Raw genomic sequence first — 16,081 nt, 5'->3', positions numbered from 1 at the left:
AAAACACCTTCTTATGAATTTTTCGACTCAAATACTTTTCCTACGCCTAATACTCTTTCGATAACGACCATTAATACGACTGTTAAAAGAATCATGATACTAGAAACAGAGGTGATGATAGGATCATACTGATATTGCATATAGGTATAAATCCGCACTGGCAGCGTCACCACATCGGTACTGACAATAAATAGGGCAACGGTTAAGTCGTCGAAAGAGGTAATGAAGGAAAAAATAGCTCCTGCGATCACACCCGATTTAATGATTGGAAGTGTAATTTGAAAAAATACCCTGAGGCTTCCCGCCCCTAGATTCATAGCCGCTTGCTCGATCGTGCGGTCGAAGCCTACTAAACTGGCAACAACCAGGCGCATGACAAAGGGGATGGTTAAGATTATATGACCAATAATTAAAGCTGCCGGGCTCGCGGCCAAACCAATCCAGGAATAAAACTGCAAAAGAGCCACCCCAAATACAACGGAGGGGATTAAGAGAGGGGAACCAATTAATTGCATGATAGCTGTTTTCCCTCTAAATTGATATCTGACAACAGCAATAGAAGCCATCGTTCCGATAATCGTTGAAATGATTGCCGTACCAAATGCAACGCTAATACTGAGCATAAAGGACTGCATAAATTCAGGATGATTGATTAATTCGACATACCACCTGAACGTGATCCCTTTGGGAGGAAACACGATAAACTCAGTGGTTGTCAGGGAAGACAATAAAACAACGACAATCGGGGCAGCCAAAAAGATGTAGACGATCAGACAAAAGAAATTTAAGCCGAATTTTGGTAATGCCTTCCTCATTGAATGGCCACCCCTTTTTCTGATTGAGTAAGCAGTTTACTATATACGATGATGGTAATCGTGGCGATAAAGATAAGGATGAAGCCAATTGCTGAACCATATGGCCAATTCAACATAGTAGACACCTGTTCATATGTAAGGAAGGACATCACCTTTACTTGCGGGCCTCCAAGAATGGCAGGTGTGACAAATGAACTCACTGCTAAACTGAACACCATGACAGATCCGGCAAATATTCCAGGAAGAGTTAGTGGTAAAACAACGGAAAAGAAGGTTCTAATTGGGCTTGCACCAAGATTTTGTGAGGCTCTGATGATACTAGGATCGATTCTTTCAAGTGACCCCATGATACTTAACACCATATATGGAAATAAAACGTGGACCATTCCAATCACAACGCTAAACTCCGTATATAATAAAGTTAGAGGCTTTTCAATTAAGCCCATCTTCAATAGGGTATTATTCACTACCCCATTATTGGACAATAAGATGACCCATCCATAACAGCGGATAACCATACTAATTAACAACGGGGATAATACGAGAAGTGTTAAATAATTTTTCATTCTGCCTTTCACTTTTGTAATCTGATAAGCTACCGGATAGGAAATAGCAATGGCTGCTAATGTGGTTATCAAGGCGATTTTTACCGTTCTCCATAAAACTCCCAGATAAAATTTATCCGTAATAAACTTCACATAGTTTTGAAGGGTCCAATCATTACCAATTCCACTAGCTGCATCGAATGTTTTAAAGCTCGTGATAAAAAGGAAAAACAAAGGAATCAGAAAGAAAAAAATAAAAATAGCGAGCGTCGGCAGTAACAATAACCATGAATCAAGCCTTTTTTTCGTTACTTTCTTTTTCTTTCCCTTGTATAGTATTTCTTGTTCCTGATTCATTTCTATTTCTGCTTGCATTCGAAATCACCTCACTTTTTAGAAACTAATAGATCCTCTGGGTTCCAAACAGCCAATACGTTCTGTCCCTCTTTTATTTGATCAGGGTTTAAAATAGTATTGGAAATATCTGCAATCAACTGTTTATCTTGGAGTTTTAAAATATATCGCGTTTTAGCACCTAAAAACATTTTTCTTTCTACCTTTACTCTAAGCCCATCGTTATTTTCCTGATAGATTTGTATTTTTTCGGGTCTCAGATAAAAGTCAACCACAGCATCTTTTGTACCATGATACGAAATAATCTGCTGATATCCATGAAAGGACACCTTACATTGTTTATCGCTGTACGTATCACCAACATGGCCTTGAATCTGGTTCACTTCTCCAATAAACCTAGAAACGAAATCGGTTTGCGGGTGGTTATAAATGGCTACTGGGGTATCAACCTGTTCAATTCTCCCCTCATACATAACCGCAATCCGGTCTGAAATCGCAAGCGCTTCTTCCTGATCATGGGTAACAAAAATGGTTGTGATGCCCACCTTTTTTTGAATTTCCACAATTTCTTCACGCATTTCCTGTCGCAATTTCGCATCCAGATTGCTTAATGGTTCATCAAGGAGTAATACTTTAGGTTTTATGACAAGTGCTCTGGCTAATGAGACACGCTGCTGCTGTCCGCCTGAAAGCTCCTTCGGATAACGTTTTTCATACCCGGATAATCGGACCATTTCAAGCGCTTCCAAAACACGTTTAATGATTTCACTTTTACCAGCTTTGCGAAGTTTTAGACCATAGGCCACATTATCAAACACAGTCATGTGAGGAAAGAGTGCATAGTTTTGGAATACCATGCCCATTTCTCTTTTATTAGGAGGAAGCAGGTGAACGGGTTTACCGTCCACCACAATTCTTCCGCCGTCTACTTCCAAAAATCCTGCAATCATATTTAGAGTCGTTGTCTTACCGCAGCCTGAAGGTCCAAGAAAAGAAACAAGCTCTCCCTGCTTAATTTCAAGATTCATCTTTTTGACAACTTCTGTTTTGTTAAACGTCTTGATAACATTTTCAAGGCATAAATAACTCATCATATCATCCCTTCATTAGTGGGCCACTTCAATTTCTTTGTTTGCTCTCTCTGTCCACTCAGCTCGTTTTTGATTCACAGATTCCCAATCTATTTTCACAAGCTTCGAGACCTGTTCTTGTCCATAAATAATCTTTTCAAGAATATCTCCTTCTAATTTCACATTCTTATTAACTGGACCGTCAAACAAGGATTTGGCAAATTCTGATTGCACTTCTTCACTTAGAACATAATTGACAAATTTCTGTGCAAGCTCTTCATGCGGAGCATTTTTAACCACACTAACTGTCGACATTAATGCTGGGGCGCCTTCTTTTGGAATAACAAACTCAATTGGGAACCCAGACTCTTTTAGAGTGAAAACCCTGCTGCTCCCCCAAGCACTTGCAACAGTCTGTCCTTGTAAAAAGTAATTGGATACATCTGCCGTTTTATCAAATGTCACAGCATTTTTAGCCATTTCTTTTAGTTTTTCAAATCCAGGTTCAATATTTGTTTCACTTCCTCCATTGGCCTTAGCTGCCATAACGAGCATATGAATACCATAAGTGTTTGAGATGGATGGTAATACAAGTTTTCCTTTAAACTTAGGATCTGCTAAATCATTCCAAGATGTGATTGGCTCCCACTTGTTCTCCTCGAAGAGCTTTTTATTATAAGCAAGTCCAGTGGTAATAATCCCAAAACCGACACCAATATGATCCTTATCTTTTGCAATATCATAGACATTGGCTAAGTTCGTAACAATTTTCTCATCTAATGGTGCAAGCAAACCAAAGGATTTTGCCTGGGCTTGAGGACCATCGTCTATAAAGGCTACATCAATTTGTGGGTTAGCCTTTTGTGCTTGTAGCTTTGATACCGTATCAACAGAGCTGCCGGTAATATACTGAACCTTTACACCAAATTCTTTTTCAAATTTAGGAATAACGGTTTCCTTCATTTTTTTCTCATAACTTCCACCGTAAGCTGCTAATACCAAGGTTTTGTCACTTTTTGAGTTTGTGTCTTTGGAGGTACTGCCCGTTTTACTACCGCATGCAGACATAACAACAAGGATCAAACAAATAAATCCAAAAAGCAGAGTTTTACTTTTCATCATAATTCCTCCCTTGTAATAGGTTTCCTACTTTCATGAACACAAAAGGCATTAACAGATGATTCAACCCTCCCTTTCATATGTAAGATCAGCAATTTTATATCTATATAATATTGCTAATTTTCAGATATTTAATTCTAAAAAAATATAATATTATAATCTTTAAAGATATAATATTATAACTTTATAGTATAAAAATGATCTCTGTTATTATTAAATATTTATCTCTGTATAGTAGGTAATTTTGTCCTGACGGTCATAAAATTTCGAGTATTCAACGATCTCCCCTTGTTTTGAGTAGGTAAACCTCTCCCATTTAAAAACTGGCGTACCAGGTTCAATATGCAGTCTATCTGCTTTTTCATCTAAAGCAATATATGGCTTAATAAATAACTTTGCCTTGCCCAGCGATATATGAAATTTTTTCCTTAGAATATTGTAAATCAGTTCATTATTGATGTCATCCGGTGTGAGACTTGTACATAGTTCATACGGAAGATACGTATATTCAAGTGTCACAGGTTCATTTTTTTCAATCTTTAAACGCTTTATCTTAAAGATCTTTGTTTTAGGTTCTAACCCCAGTTTCTCTGCGACTTCTCTATCCGAATCTTCAATAGAAAAACTAATTAATTCATGGGGATGTTCTTCTTCCTCCGTTACTAAAGAAAAAATGGCAGTGATGTCTTGTTCATTTGTGGTACCTGCAACAAATGTCCCTTTCCCTCTCTGCCTATATAGATACCCTTTGTTTACCAATTCAATGACCGCCCGTTTGACTGTAATGGTACTCACATCAAACAGATCAGCTAATTCCTGTTCAGTTGGCAGCTGATAACCTATATCCCACTGCTTGGATTTAATTTTTTCCTCTAATACAAGTTCCACTTGACGATAAAGAGGAACATGATTATTTTTGTCTATTTTCATAAAATCACACCTAATTTATAATATTATAACTTTATAACCTTATACTATTAATACATAATTTACCGTGATTTCCCTCCGTTGTCAATATTTTTTGAATATTTTGTACCTTAAAAATTTTGATTATGAATGGTTTCCCCACTTATTATTTTACGAACTTCTAACATCGCGGTGTTTACTATTTCATTACACTTATCCCTTTAAAAGAGGTTCAATGTAAAAAACATATCGGATGGATCATTCCGATGTGTTTCCTTTTACTCATCTTTCATTTTGAAACTGAATGAGACCCCATTACTTCTTATACTTCGTTAACTTGGATGATATGGATACCGACTGTCTCTCTGTTTTTTTAACTTTTAAGTCGGATGCCCAGCTTATTGTGGACTCATATTTTTGGGTATGTTCTTTTTTAACAAGGTTCTTTAATCGTTCTTTGTTCTTTTCTAAAGATTCTTCAAGGGAAAGCAGCCGTCGAGTTGGGAAGGGCAGCCCAGCAAGAATGGTTGTAATTCTTCTCTTTTAAACAAACCCAGCTAATTTAAGATGATTATGAAAATACTTGGATCAGCTAAGTTTCCCCTGAAATTGGTCATATTTTTTCATTTCATCGATTGTCTCTTCTATTTCCCTGATAAAATGATCAAATAGTTGAGGATTCCCTGATTCATTAAAGTTTTGTTTATCGATGGAATTAAGTAAAGCAATTACCCCTTTAAACTTTAAATCATCAAAAAATGGGATTCGGCTTTCCCCGATAATTTCCCCTTTTACTTCAAGCTTCCCTTTGCCATTCTCCAACTTAAATGTGACTTTTTGCGTATTTTCAATATCCAATTATGGTCACTCCTATAAAATATAAGTTTATTTCTTATTTATTAATATTATAGTGCCATAAAGATATTAACTGGATTCAAAAATAGGAACAATAAAAATCCAGAATGGTCAAACTTTGTACTTTTTCGAATTGTTATAACAATAGAAAAAACGCTAAACTTAAATAGGATTAGAGTTTAGCGTTTTGAGTTACTTAAACCATTTTATTGGCGTACTGGGCTGCCTTTTTACAGAAGTAAAGGGGAATGGATTCAGCAGAAAGAACGATTACACCTATCCGTGCAACCCTTCCTTTTAATAATGGGCAAAATACATCTTTAATTATGCCTTCGGTAGCTGAGGATCTTGGTACTGTGGATTAAAGGTAGTATCGGTAGCACCCAATAACAAAAAATTAGGTAAGAAAACGATAACAGGCGTCGTTATGCTATCAGACTTTATGACTGGGGTACCAATCGCTCTTTTGGAGGGCTCATATTTAACGATGATTAGAACAGGTGCCTTTTCAGGGGGGGCACCACAATATTTATCCCGTCAAGATTCAAAAAAGTTGTGTGTTATTTGTTCTTGTTACGGTATTTCTTCCATGCTTACGTACAGTTTTACTCATAATAAAAACCTCCAAATATTGTAATTTGAAGGTACATAAATAGAGTCTTCAACATACCCAGTTTCGCACTCTCGGACGTGAACAAACCCTCCTAAAATGACAAAAAAACTGGGTGGGTTTTAACACCCTACGTTGATATATCAAAACTTTGAACCACGCACTTTAACTGCAGTTTTGAAGACTGACGCTATATATTCCGCTCATTCATTCCATTAAATCGGCGTCAACATCAACGTTCAATCAACGCCTTACACAGTTTTTGTTTAATCACGTTTAAAGTTTTCGTTCGTCCTTTACGGTTTTATTATATTAGAAAGTCGCTGGTATCGACAACGTTTTCCAACCAATTCAAGATCAGCTAAGAAAGTAAATTTCTTTTGGATGATGGAGCATTACGTAGGGCTTCTACTATCACTTACTACGAAGTAAAACATCTCTTCAATGTTTTCTATCATTTTACTTTTCAGGCCATATTTTTGCATCAGGTTCAAGCAGCCATTTATGCTCTTCCTCAAATATACGCTCTGTCCATGGATTGTTTTCGAGATGGCGAATCATCCAGCAAAAATACATTGCATAACCAGGTGCTGTTGCTTGCGGATGGTCCAGTTCACCCGGGATTGTAATATAGCTGTTATGTTCGACACGGTATGTTTCTGGTCCAACCATTGCACATCCAAAACCCTGCGGCTTATCAAAACGATAGTAATAAACCTCAGGCTGATCATGATGATGCGGTGGATAACTTGACCAGCGGCCAGGGTAAGAAATAACCTCCCCAATCACAAGATTGGAATAAGGAGCATTGTTATAATCAAATATGGTCCGGATGACACGTTCCGCCGTTCCATTCCAAACTCCTTCACCAGCAACGGTGCTCGAACAATCTTCCGGCGAATATAACTTTGCTTCGAAGGTATTTTCATTATCCGTTTTTTGAACAAGCACTTCACTGTTCGCATGCGCAGTGACCTTCACTTCTACCTCTTTTGGAACATGCAGACACCATGGGTCTTCTTCAAATACACTATCGCGCTTTATTTCTTGTGAGTGCCCGTTCCATTCTAAAAGTACGGCACCTTCAAGAAGAAGGATAGCAGTTTCTTTGCTATCATCAAAAAGCACATTGGCTTCACCCTCAGCCAATGTGGATATACCGATATCCTGAAGCATTTCAGGATGCTTGCTTTCCATATCTGTAATCATGGTATAGCCATGTTTTAATTCACCAAGCTTTTCATACATACACTTTATCCCCTTTCACACGCCCCACACTTTGAAACATATGCATATGGCGTTTTACATTTTCTGCAGCTGCTTCAATTACAGACCCATGATAGGTAAAATAATCCTTGAATGGAGCTTCCTCATTGACCATATGGACAAAATGGTTAAAGGTTGAAGTAGCTATGTTAATTTTCCTGATGCCATGGTGGATACAAGTCCGAAAATCAGTCTCTGAAATTCCCGAACCGCCGTGAAGCACAAGCGGAATATCCACTTCACGATCGATTTCTTCTAAACGGTCCATTCGTAATTTTGGTTCTCCTTTATACATTCCGTGTGCATTGCCGATTGCAATCGCCAGTGCGTCAATCCCTGTTTCAGAAGCGAATCGCTTGGCCTCTTCCGTTGAAGTGATCAAAACTTCAAGATCAACAGAACCGTCTTCACTGCCGCCAACCTGGCCAACCTCCGCTTCTACCGTTGCCCCAAATTCCCGCGCAATGGCAGCCATTTTCTTCGTTTCGGCAATATTCTTTTCAAGAGGATGGTGAGAGCCATCATACATAATAGAAGAAAAACCAATTTCAAGCGCCTCAAGGATCTTTTCTTCTGTCAAACCATGGTCAAAGTGTACTGCCACCGGAACTGTCGCTTCCTTTGCCGCCGCTACCATTACTGGACCAAATAAATGAAGCGGAAAATGCTTCAAACGGACTTCCGCAATTTGCAAAATAAGTGGAGAGCGAAGTTCCTCTGCTGCTCGGATAGCCCCCATCACCATTTCCATGTTGGCTACACTAAACGCTCCTACACCATAATGATTTGCCTTGGCATGTTTAAGAATCTCTTTCATTTTTACTAATGTCATGGTCTTTCTCCTTTATAATCCGCTGGTTTAGCGGATATAGTGGCTTGCTTTCAATGCATACTCAAAAGGCTTCGCTACTGTAGGATCTTGGTCCGCTTCATCGTCAGACATCCTTTAAATGAACATGCTTTCCCTCAAACATTTTCGTTACCCCCATTAGTACGCACGCGCGTTTTCTAGATTTGTTTGGTTTTTTTCATATGCAGCCTGGATGCTTTCTTTTTCAGAGACTTCGGCAATTCCCACATTCCACCAGGAACCGTAGCCATGTGTCATTGTTTTGGGTAATACTTTAATATCTATCAGCGTGCTGACCTGCTGTTTTTTCGAGTCAATAATCGCCGCTTCTAGTTCTTCCATTGTACGAACGGAATAAGTTTTTACACCGTAGCCTTCTGCCACTTTTGCAAAATCAATCGTCATCACGGACCCATCCAATTTCCCAGTTTCCGGATTTCGTTTACGGAATTCTGTGGCAAAACTTCCCATGCCATTTTCCATTTGTAAATTGTTAATACAACCGAATCCAGAGTTATCAAATAGGATGACATTGATTTTTTTCCCTTCCTGAAGGCTTGTGACAAGTTCAGTATGGAGCATCAAATAACTTCCATCCCCTGTCATCGCGTAAACTTCCTTGTTAGGCTCCGCAAGCTTCGCACCGAACGCCCCAGCAATCTCATACCCCATGCAAGAATAACCATATTCCATATGATAGGTGTTACGAGATTTCGATACCCACATACGTTGCAAGTCACCTGGCAGACTTCCCGCGGCCCCCACAATCACGGCATTATTATCGAGAAGTTCATTCACCTTGCCAATCACACTAGTTTGTGTTAGGACAGATTTAAGTACTTCTTTATATTCAGACAGCTTATTATCCAAATGTCCGGCGATTTCTGGTGTGAAATTTTCTCTATATGTAACCTCGTTAAGGCGAGTCAATTCATCCGCCCATTCTTGCTTCGCTTCCACGATTTCATATTGATAGCCGGAAACATAGTCTTCGAGGCCAGAGGAAATGGCCTCAATACCAGCCTTGGCATCAGCAACTAACTTCACTGCATCCAATTTCGCTGCGTGGAATTCTGAGATATTGATAGTCAGAATGTCTGCTTTACCAAACAATTGCTTAGAAGCGGTTGTAAAATCAGTAAAGCGAGTGCCAACCGCAATGATTAAATCTGCGTCTTTTGCGATTACATTGGCTGCCGAGTTACCTGTTACACCAAGTCCACCAAGATTCAGCGGATGAGTACTTTCCACACCACTTTTACCTGCCTGTGTTTCCCCAAATGGAATATGAAATTTTTCAGCAAATGCTAAGAAAGTATCTGCCGCTTCTGAATAGCGGACTCCTCCGCCTAAAATTAATAAAGGCTTCTTCTTTGATTGAATGAGGTTCACTGCATCCTGTACACTTTCCACAGAAGGCTGACGGCGTTCAATTCGATGAACCCGCTTTTCAAAAAATCTTTCGGGAAAATCCCATGCCTCTCCTTGTACATCCTGCGGCAGAGCAATCGTAACGGCACCCGTATCAGCAGGGTTTGTTAAAACACGCATAGCGTTTAGCATCGCAGACATTAGCTGCTCAGGACGGCTGATGCGATCCCAATACTTACTAACAGCATGGAAAGCGTCATTCGTAGAAATCGATAAATTGTGCGTCTGTTCAATTTGCTGCAGGACAGGATCAGGCTGCCGTGTCGCGAATACATCACCAGGGAGTAAAAGAACAGGAATATTGTTCGCCGTTGCCGTAGCAGCGGACGTAATCATGTTGGCCGATCCCGGGCCGACAGAAGCGGTGCAGGCCATTATCTGTTTTCGAAGTTTCTGCTTAGCAAAGGCCATCGCTGCATTCGCCATCCCTTGTTCATTCCGTCCTTGAAAGACTTCCAATTCGCCTGGATTTTCTTCTAAAGCCTGACCAAGTCCAAGCACATTCCCATGGCCAAAAATCGTAAAGATCCCTTTTACAAACCTCTCTTGCTTGCCATCAAATTCTACATATTGTGCGTTCAAAAATTTTACTAGCGCCTGTGCTGTCGTTAAACGAATCGTACCCACTAGTCAATCTCCTCTCTTTCATAACGTTTTTTCAAAAAAAAAAGGGATGCAGCACGGACTTTCTCCATCCCACCACTTCCCTTTTATAGACCGAATTACTTTACATAACGAGCTGTAAGCATTTTCTTTCTAGTATAGAATTCAACTCCATCTGTACCATTCGCATGTAGATCTCCGTAGAAGGAACCTTTATAGCCTGAAAATGGGAAGAATGCCATCGGTGCCGGGACACCAATATTGACACCAAGCATACCCGCATCAATGGTTTCACGGAATTGGCGGACAGCAGATGCGCTGTCTGTATAAATACATGCACCGTTCGCAAAAACAGAAGCGTTAGCTAAATCAATCGCTTCAGTTAAATCTTTTACACGGACGATGGATAGAACCGGTGCAAAGATTTCATCCTGCCAAATTTTCATTTCTTGTGTGACGTGATCGAAGATGGTTGGTCCAACAAAGTACCCATTACCGCTAGTTGCTTCGTCATTACGGCCGTCACGCAGCAATGTTGCGCCTTCTTCAATTCCAGCTTCGATATAACCAAGTGTACGCTCTTTATGGTTTTGGCGAATAACTGGCCCTAAAAATACTCCTTTATCTAGTCCATTTCCGATCATAATGTCATCCGCAGCTTGTTGAAGTTTTTCAATTAATTGATCTGCAATTGACTCTTCAACAGCAACGACTGCCGCTGCCATGCAGCGTTCTCCCGCTGAACCGAATGCAGCACTGGCAATTTGTGATACAGTTACATCAAGATTCGCATCCTTTAAGACGATAGAATGATTTTTTGCTCCTGAAAGAGCTTGAACACGCTTTAAGTTTGCCGTACCCATTTTGTACACATACTCTGCGACAGGCTGTGAACCAACGAAAGAAATGGCCTTCACAAGCTTATGATCTAATAAACCGTTCACGACATCATGTGCACCATTGACAATGTTTAATACTCCTTTTGGAAGACCAGCTTCATCAAATAATTCAGCTAGGCGTGCCGCAAGCAGAGGAGTGCGTTCAGATGGTTTTAAAACAAATGTATTTCCACAAGCAATTGCCAATGGGAACATCCAGCATGGAACCATCATTGGAAAATTAAATGGTGTAATCCCGCCTACTACGCCAATCGGATAACGGTACATACCTGATTCAAGTCCTGATGCTATATCCGGAAGCTGTTTCCCCATCATTAGATTTGGAATTCCTGCTGCAAATTCCACACACTCAATGCCGCGAAGTACTTCACCATGTGCTTCTGCAAAGCTTTTTCCGTTTTCGATGGTTACGAGTTTTGCAAGTTCATCCCAATGATCTACAAGAAGCTGCTGATATTTGAAAAGAATGCGACCGCGTTTTGGAACAGCTACTTGAGACCATGTTTGAAATGCTTCATGCGCCGCTTGAACAGCCCGGTCAACCTCTTCTTTTGTGGAAAGTCGTACGATTGCCAGCTCTTCTCCCGTTGCAGGATTGTAAACTACCTCTGTCTTTTCTGCTGTTGACTCTGCCCATTCGCCGTTAATATAATTTTTCAACGTTTTTACTGTTGTCAATGTCATCTGAAACTCTTCCTTTCTTATTAAAATCTACCAAACTTTTAGATATTTCATTAAGCCAATTCATAGACTGCCGTATCCATATGATGTTGAAGTTCTTCCTTTGTTGGCATCGCATCGGAGCAGCTATGACGCGAAATGACAATCGATGCCGAAGCACTGCCCAACTTCATTGCCTCTGATACGTCTTTCCCATTCATCAGTCCGTATATGAATGCCGAGGCATACGAGTCGCCTGCCCCAAATGTTTTCAGAACATTCGTCCGGAAAATTCCGCTCCTATGTGATCCACCGTCTTTTGTATATGCAATGGATCCGGCGCCGCCGTGTTTAATGACAACAAGGTCTGCGCGGTATGAGAACCAGCGGGACGCTGTATAATGGTCATTTGATTCTTCGATATTTAACAATTTTTCCATCATATCGAACTCTTCACGTGTACCGATAATAACATCACATTTTTCTGCAGCCAGATTATAATAAACAGCCGTTTCAGCTTCGTCAGTCCAGGTATATGGACGGTAATCTAGGTCAAAGAAAACGGTTACCTCATGCTCCATTGCATATTCGAGTGCCAAAAATACCGCTTCACGTGAGGGGCTTTTTGCAAGGGCTGTCCCGGAAATCAATAGCGATTTTGATTGTTTAATATAATTCACATCTACTTCAGATGGATGAAGCTTCAAATCGGCTACATTGTCGCGGTACATCAAAATACTGCAATCCTCAGGGCTTTTGATTTCTGTAAAAGCAAGACCCGTAACCCCACCAGTACGATCAATCTTCACGCCTGTTGTATCAATTGCATTTTTTTCTAAGTAATCTTTGATAAAACGGCCCATCTGATCATCAGATACTTTACCGATAAAGCCTGTTTTTTGGCCTAGCCTGGCTGAACCAATGGCAATGTTCGCAGGAGAACCGCCAACGTACTTGGTAAATGTACTGGTCTCCTCCATCGGGCGGTTTGTCTCATTGGCATTCAAGTCAATGCATAGCCGACCAATAGCAACAATATCTAGCGGACGATTTTGGTTAAATTTTAGCGGGTTCATATTCTCCCGTCCTTTTCCTTGAAAATTAATGGAACTATTTAATACTAAACAATAAGGACATGCTGATATCACTACATCCAATCAACATGTCCTATTCAATTAAGTTTAAATATTTAGTTTTTTTGTTGTACCACCGAGCTGAAAAGAAGGATTTAAAACAATTTTTCTTGGTGAAGAATGCTCTTGTTTAATGATATCTAATAATAATGAAAGTCCTGCTTCACCTAATTCATGCATCGGCTGTTTAACTGTTGTTAACGGCGGTTCGACAACCGTCGAAATCCATGAACCGTCAAAGCCAATAATCGAGATATCTGCTGGTATTTGAAGACCTGTTGCTTTTAATGATTTTTTAAGACCAATCGCTATCATATCATTGCTGACAACATAGGCAGTATTCTTTATACCACTTTTGATCAGATTAGCAGCCATCTTTTCCCCATCTTTAATCCCTGATCCTTCTGCTATCAGTACTTCACAATATTTTGAACATTCATGTTCAAACATAAGGGCTTGGTACGCTCGGATTCTTGCTTTTATATCATTGTAATTAGGAGGTTCAGAGATGAATGCGATTTTTTTATGCCCGGATTGAACTAAGTGATTCATTGCTAACTGAATGCCCGCGAAATTATCGGTTATGACACAATTTGTTTTTCCATCAAGCATATCATTTCCGATCAATACTAAATTACTAACTTGATTTCTCAGCTTTTCTACTTGATGGATGGAAATATCCATCGCCAATATTCCGTCAACAAGCCGCTGGTTTAAGAATGGAATATCTTTATCTTGATCCAACGGCATATTATACGTAAAAACATTGATTCCTTTATTTAATGCTTCTTGATAAATGCCTTCTGCCACTTCCGAATAGAAAGGGTTACTATTGTTAGGAGTTATTAATGCGACAGTATTGGTTTTCCCAGTTGCTAAAGTGGCTGCAGCTGAATTGTACTGATAATTCAACCGATGAATCACTTCAAAAACCTTTTTCTTCGTCTCATTTTTCACACTTGGGTGTTCATTAATAACTCTTGATACTGTAGCAATAGAAACCCCTGCTTTTTCTGCAACATCGTAAATAGTGACAGTCACCCTACATACAACTCCGTTCTCCTAAAACTATAACTTTAGATTTGTAATCGATTCGATATATTGAATTGATTTTTTTGCATATTCTACCGGATTCGCTACAACAGAATCCTGTTCTGCTTCAATGACCAGCCAGCCTTGATAATTGATCTCAGCCAATTCTGTAAAGAAAGGTTTGAAATCGATCGCACCATCTCCAGGTACTGTAAAAATCCCTAATCGTACTGAATCATTAAAGTTAATTAGTTTTTCTTTAACCGTTTGTAGTACATCTTCGCGCACATCTTTTAGATGGATATACTTTACGCGGTCCCGATATTTTTTTATGACATCAACTGGATCTACTCCACAATAGTACAAATGACCTGTATCTACTAATAACGATACCACTTCTGGGTCAGTTCCTGCACATAGTCTGTCTGTTTCTTCTAATGTTTCTACCCCAGTTCCCGTATGAATATGATAAACAAGTGTCATTCGGTGCTTGCGGCAAAATTGTCCGGCAATATTTAATCCTTTACAAAGTGATTCCCATTCCCGTTCTGTATATTTCTTAATTCCTTTATTTGAACGGTCTTCTCTTGGATCCCAATGGACAGAACCACCACCATCTGCTGTAACAACATATTTGGAGCCCATCAGTTTTAAGAATAATACATGTGCTTGAAACTTTTGTAAGCTTTCTTCTAAATAATCCGGGTCTGAGAAGAGAATATCGCACCAGCCGGAAGTTAAAGATAAATTGCGCTTCCCAAGTTCACTCTGTAAAGTTGCAATATCTCTTGGATACTTTCTGCCAAGTTCCGTACCGAGAAAACCAAGCTCACTCATTTCATCTACGATTTGTGAAAAGGAATAATGATCTCCTAAATCATGCATATCATCATTTGCCCAGTTAATTGGCGAAACAGCTAATTGACAGTTATATAATGGCTTCATATTTATTCTCTCCCTTTATCATAAATAAATTATTTTTCCGCCTTCACTTGCGCTGCGGTAGCAAGCATCGGTAATAAGCACTGATTTGTAACCATCCTCAGCTGTAACACTAAATGGTGTTTTATTTTTAACTGAATCTAAGAAATCTTGATGCATTTGGACATATCCCCATTTTAAGTTACGATCTAAGTTTCTTACATTTGTTGTTTGTTGTTCTGGTTTAAACGGACCGCATTCAGTAACTAAGTCCAGTTCTTCCGTCACGATTGTTCCATGATCTCCCCAAAGCTGGATTCTTTCAGATGGCCAAGTCCAGGACGCATGCCCATTCGTACTTAATACAAGCGATTGTCCTCCCTCTGTTCTAAACATGCAGGAAAAATTATCTTGTAAAGGATATAAGCATTGCTGTGCAACACAGCTTACTTCGCGAATTTCACCTATTAAATAGCGAACCATATCGAACATATGGATGGTGGAGTCATATAAAAACCCGCCAGTTAATTCCACATTCGTTACCCATGGCGGCGATGTCATATCACCGTCATTCATGATGATGTTTCCAGAAAACACCTTGAACCCGTTATTGATCAATTTCTTTGATTCCGCATAAACTGGCGCAAATCGTCTATTAAATCCAACATAAACGCGATTTTCTTGTCCGCCTAGAACACTCATGATTTCATCGGCGTCTCTCATGTCTGTCACAAATGGTTTTTCACAAAATACGATAGCTCCTTCTTTTAATGCGGAGACGACAACTTCCTTATGTTTTGTGTTCGGAATCGTTACAAAAACAACCTCTGTACCAGCTTGAACCATTTCAGCAACCGAACGATAGACTTTTCCACCATGAGTTTCACAAAATAGCTTACAACGGTCTAAATCGATATCCGTAACGCCCATAAATTCCACATCTGGGCGATTTTTAAGCAGCAATGCATGCAGTGAACCCATATTTCCTGCGCCAACAATACCAATTTTCATG

14 protein-coding genes and 1 pseudogene are annotated in these 16,081 nt (G+C 39.6%); 1 reads left to right on the top strand and 14 read right to left on the bottom strand.

Annotated features, from left to right (window positions below):
- Positions 1-11 precede the first annotated feature (11 nt).
- The 6 genes from ACJ004_RS04775 to ACJ004_RS04750 all read right to left on the bottom strand — a co-directional run bounded on the left by ACJ004_RS04775 (position 12) and on the right by ACJ004_RS04750 (position 5,667).
- A complete protein-coding gene (locus ACJ004_RS04775) occupies positions 12-815 on the bottom strand; it encodes an ABC transporter permease (protein WP_410891440.1) in 804 nt (267 codons plus the stop codon).
- Positions 812-1,735 carry an ABC transporter permease gene (locus ACJ004_RS04770; protein WP_410891439.1) on the bottom strand — a complete coding sequence of 308 codons (924 nt, stop codon included), beginning with the start codon at positions 1,733-1,735 and terminating at the stop codon, positions 812-814. Before ACJ004_RS04770 ends, ACJ004_RS04775 begins: the two co-directional genes overlap by 4 nt.
- A gap of 11 nt (positions 1,736-1,746) precedes the next feature.
- A complete protein-coding gene (locus ACJ004_RS04765) occupies positions 1,747-2,805 on the bottom strand; it encodes an ABC transporter ATP-binding protein (protein ID WP_410891437.1) in 1,059 nt (352 codons plus the stop codon).
- Between the two features lie 15 nt (positions 2,806-2,820).
- On the bottom strand, positions 2,821-3,903 hold the full coding sequence (locus tag ACJ004_RS04760) for an ABC transporter substrate-binding protein (protein WP_410891435.1): 1,083 nt from the start codon (positions 3,901-3,903) through the stop codon (positions 2,821-2,823).
- A 213-nt stretch (positions 3,904-4,116) separates the two neighbouring features.
- Entirely contained in the window at positions 4,117-4,833 is a 717-nt protein-coding gene (locus ACJ004_RS04755) for a GntR family transcriptional regulator (RefSeq protein WP_410891433.1), read from the bottom strand.
- A 564-nt stretch (positions 4,834-5,397) separates the two neighbouring features.
- Positions 5,398-5,667: a hypothetical protein gene (locus ACJ004_RS04750; RefSeq protein ID WP_410891432.1), complete on the bottom strand. Its 270-nt coding sequence runs from the start codon at positions 5,665-5,667 to the stop codon at positions 5,398-5,400.
- A gap of 251 nt (positions 5,668-5,918) precedes the next feature.
- Between ACJ004_RS04750 and ACJ004_RS04745 the strand changes: the two are divergent.
- Positions 5,919-6,229 (top strand): annotated as a pseudogene (locus tag ACJ004_RS04745) (ornithine cyclodeaminase family protein); the annotation flags it as partial.
- A 504-nt stretch (positions 6,230-6,733) separates the two neighbouring features.
- Here the strand turns inward: ACJ004_RS04745 and ACJ004_RS04740 are convergent.
- The 8 genes from ACJ004_RS04740 to ACJ004_RS04705 form a co-directional block, all read right to left on the bottom strand.
- The gene (locus ACJ004_RS04740) at positions 6,734-7,522 is read right to left on the bottom strand and encodes a 5-deoxy-glucuronate isomerase (protein ID WP_410891430.1); all 789 of its coding nucleotides are present in this window, start codon (positions 7,520-7,522) and stop codon (positions 6,734-6,736) included.
- Positions 7,515-8,372, bottom strand: coding sequence for a class II fructose-bisphosphate aldolase (locus ACJ004_RS04735; protein WP_410891429.1), 858 nt, complete (start codon positions 8,370-8,372; stop codon positions 7,515-7,517). Before ACJ004_RS04735 ends, ACJ004_RS04740 begins: the two co-directional genes overlap by 8 nt.
- Before the next feature lie 156 nt (positions 8,373-8,528).
- Complete coding sequence (iolD, locus tag ACJ004_RS04730) at positions 8,529-10,448, bottom strand: 3D-(3,5/4)-trihydroxycyclohexane-1,2-dione acylhydrolase (decyclizing) (protein ID WP_410891427.1); 1,920 nt, start codon at positions 10,446-10,448, stop codon at positions 8,529-8,531.
- 95 nt (positions 10,449-10,543) lie between these two features.
- Positions 10,544-12,007 carry a CoA-acylating methylmalonate-semialdehyde dehydrogenase gene (locus ACJ004_RS04725; protein ID WP_410891426.1) on the bottom strand — a complete coding sequence of 488 codons (1,464 nt, stop codon included), beginning with the start codon at positions 12,005-12,007 and terminating at the stop codon, positions 10,544-10,546.
- Positions 12,008-12,057: 50 nt separating this feature from the next.
- Positions 12,058-13,059, bottom strand: a complete 1,002-nt coding sequence (iolC, locus tag ACJ004_RS04720) for a 5-dehydro-2-deoxygluconokinase (RefSeq protein ID WP_410891425.1) — start codon at positions 13,057-13,059, stop codon at positions 12,058-12,060.
- Between the two features lie 105 nt (positions 13,060-13,164).
- Entirely contained in the window at positions 13,165-14,157 is a 993-nt protein-coding gene (locus ACJ004_RS04715; protein WP_410891423.1) for a LacI family DNA-binding transcriptional regulator, read from the bottom strand.
- Positions 14,158-14,184: 27 nt separating this feature from the next.
- The gene (iolE, locus tag ACJ004_RS04710; RefSeq protein ID WP_410891422.1) at positions 14,185-15,093 is read right to left on the bottom strand and encodes a myo-inosose-2 dehydratase; all 909 of its coding nucleotides are present in this window, start codon (positions 15,091-15,093) and stop codon (positions 14,185-14,187) included.
- An 18-nt stretch (positions 15,094-15,111) separates the two neighbouring features.
- Positions 15,112-16,080 (bottom strand): Gfo/Idh/MocA family protein, encoded by a 969-nt coding sequence (locus ACJ004_RS04705; RefSeq protein WP_410891420.1) that lies wholly within the window; start codon positions 16,078-16,080, stop codon positions 15,112-15,114.
- Position 16,081 lies beyond the last annotated feature (1 nt).

Origin of the sequence: Neobacillus sp. 204 (assembly GCF_046562815.1) — a bacterium.
GTDB lineage: Bacteria > Bacillota > Bacilli > Bacillales > Cytobacillaceae > Neobacillus.
The sequence above is the reverse complement of the archived record's forward strand: the minus strand, read 5'-3'. Positions and strand labels throughout refer to the sequence as shown.

What these genes read in the sequence shown, in the direction of transcription:
- ACJ004_RS04760 (WP_410891435.1), bottom strand. Translation starts at nt 3,903, where the DNA reads ATGAAAAGTAAAACTCTGCTTTTTGGATTTATTTGTTTGATCCTTGTT.
- ACJ004_RS04770 (WP_410891439.1), bottom strand. Translation starts at nt 1,735, where the DNA reads ATGCAAGCAGAAATAGAAATGAATCAGGAACAAGAAATACTATACAAG.
- ACJ004_RS04725 (WP_410891426.1), bottom strand. Translation starts at nt 12,007, where the DNA reads ATGACATTGACAACAGTAAAAACGTTGAAAAATTATATTAACGGCGAA.
- ACJ004_RS04705 (WP_410891420.1), bottom strand. Translation starts at nt 16,080, where the DNA reads ATGAAAATTGGTATTGTTGGCGCAGGAAATATGGGTTCACTGCATGCA.
- ACJ004_RS04735 (WP_410891429.1), bottom strand. Translation starts at nt 8,372, where the DNA reads ATGACATTAGTAAAAATGAAAGAGATTCTTAAACATGCCAAGGCAAAT.
- ACJ004_RS04775 (WP_410891440.1), bottom strand. Translation starts at nt 815, where the DNA reads ATGAGGAAGGCATTACCAAAATTCGGCTTAAATTTCTTTTGTCTGATC.
- ACJ004_RS04765 (WP_410891437.1), bottom strand. Translation starts at nt 2,805, where the DNA reads ATGAGTTATTTATGCCTTGAAAATGTTATCAAGACGTTTAACAAAACA.
- iolC (WP_410891425.1), bottom strand. Translation starts at nt 13,059, where the DNA reads ATGAACCCGCTAAAATTTAACCAAAATCGTCCGCTAGATATTGTTGCT.
- ACJ004_RS04740 (WP_410891430.1), bottom strand. Translation starts at nt 7,522, where the DNA reads ATGTATGAAAAGCTTGGTGAATTAAAACATGGCTATACCATGATTACA.
- ACJ004_RS04755 (WP_410891433.1), bottom strand. Translation starts at nt 4,833, where the DNA reads ATGAAAATAGACAAAAATAATCATGTTCCTCTTTATCGTCAAGTGGAA.
- iolE (WP_410891422.1), bottom strand. Translation starts at nt 15,093, where the DNA reads ATGAAGCCATTATATAACTGTCAATTAGCTGTTTCGCCAATTAACTGG.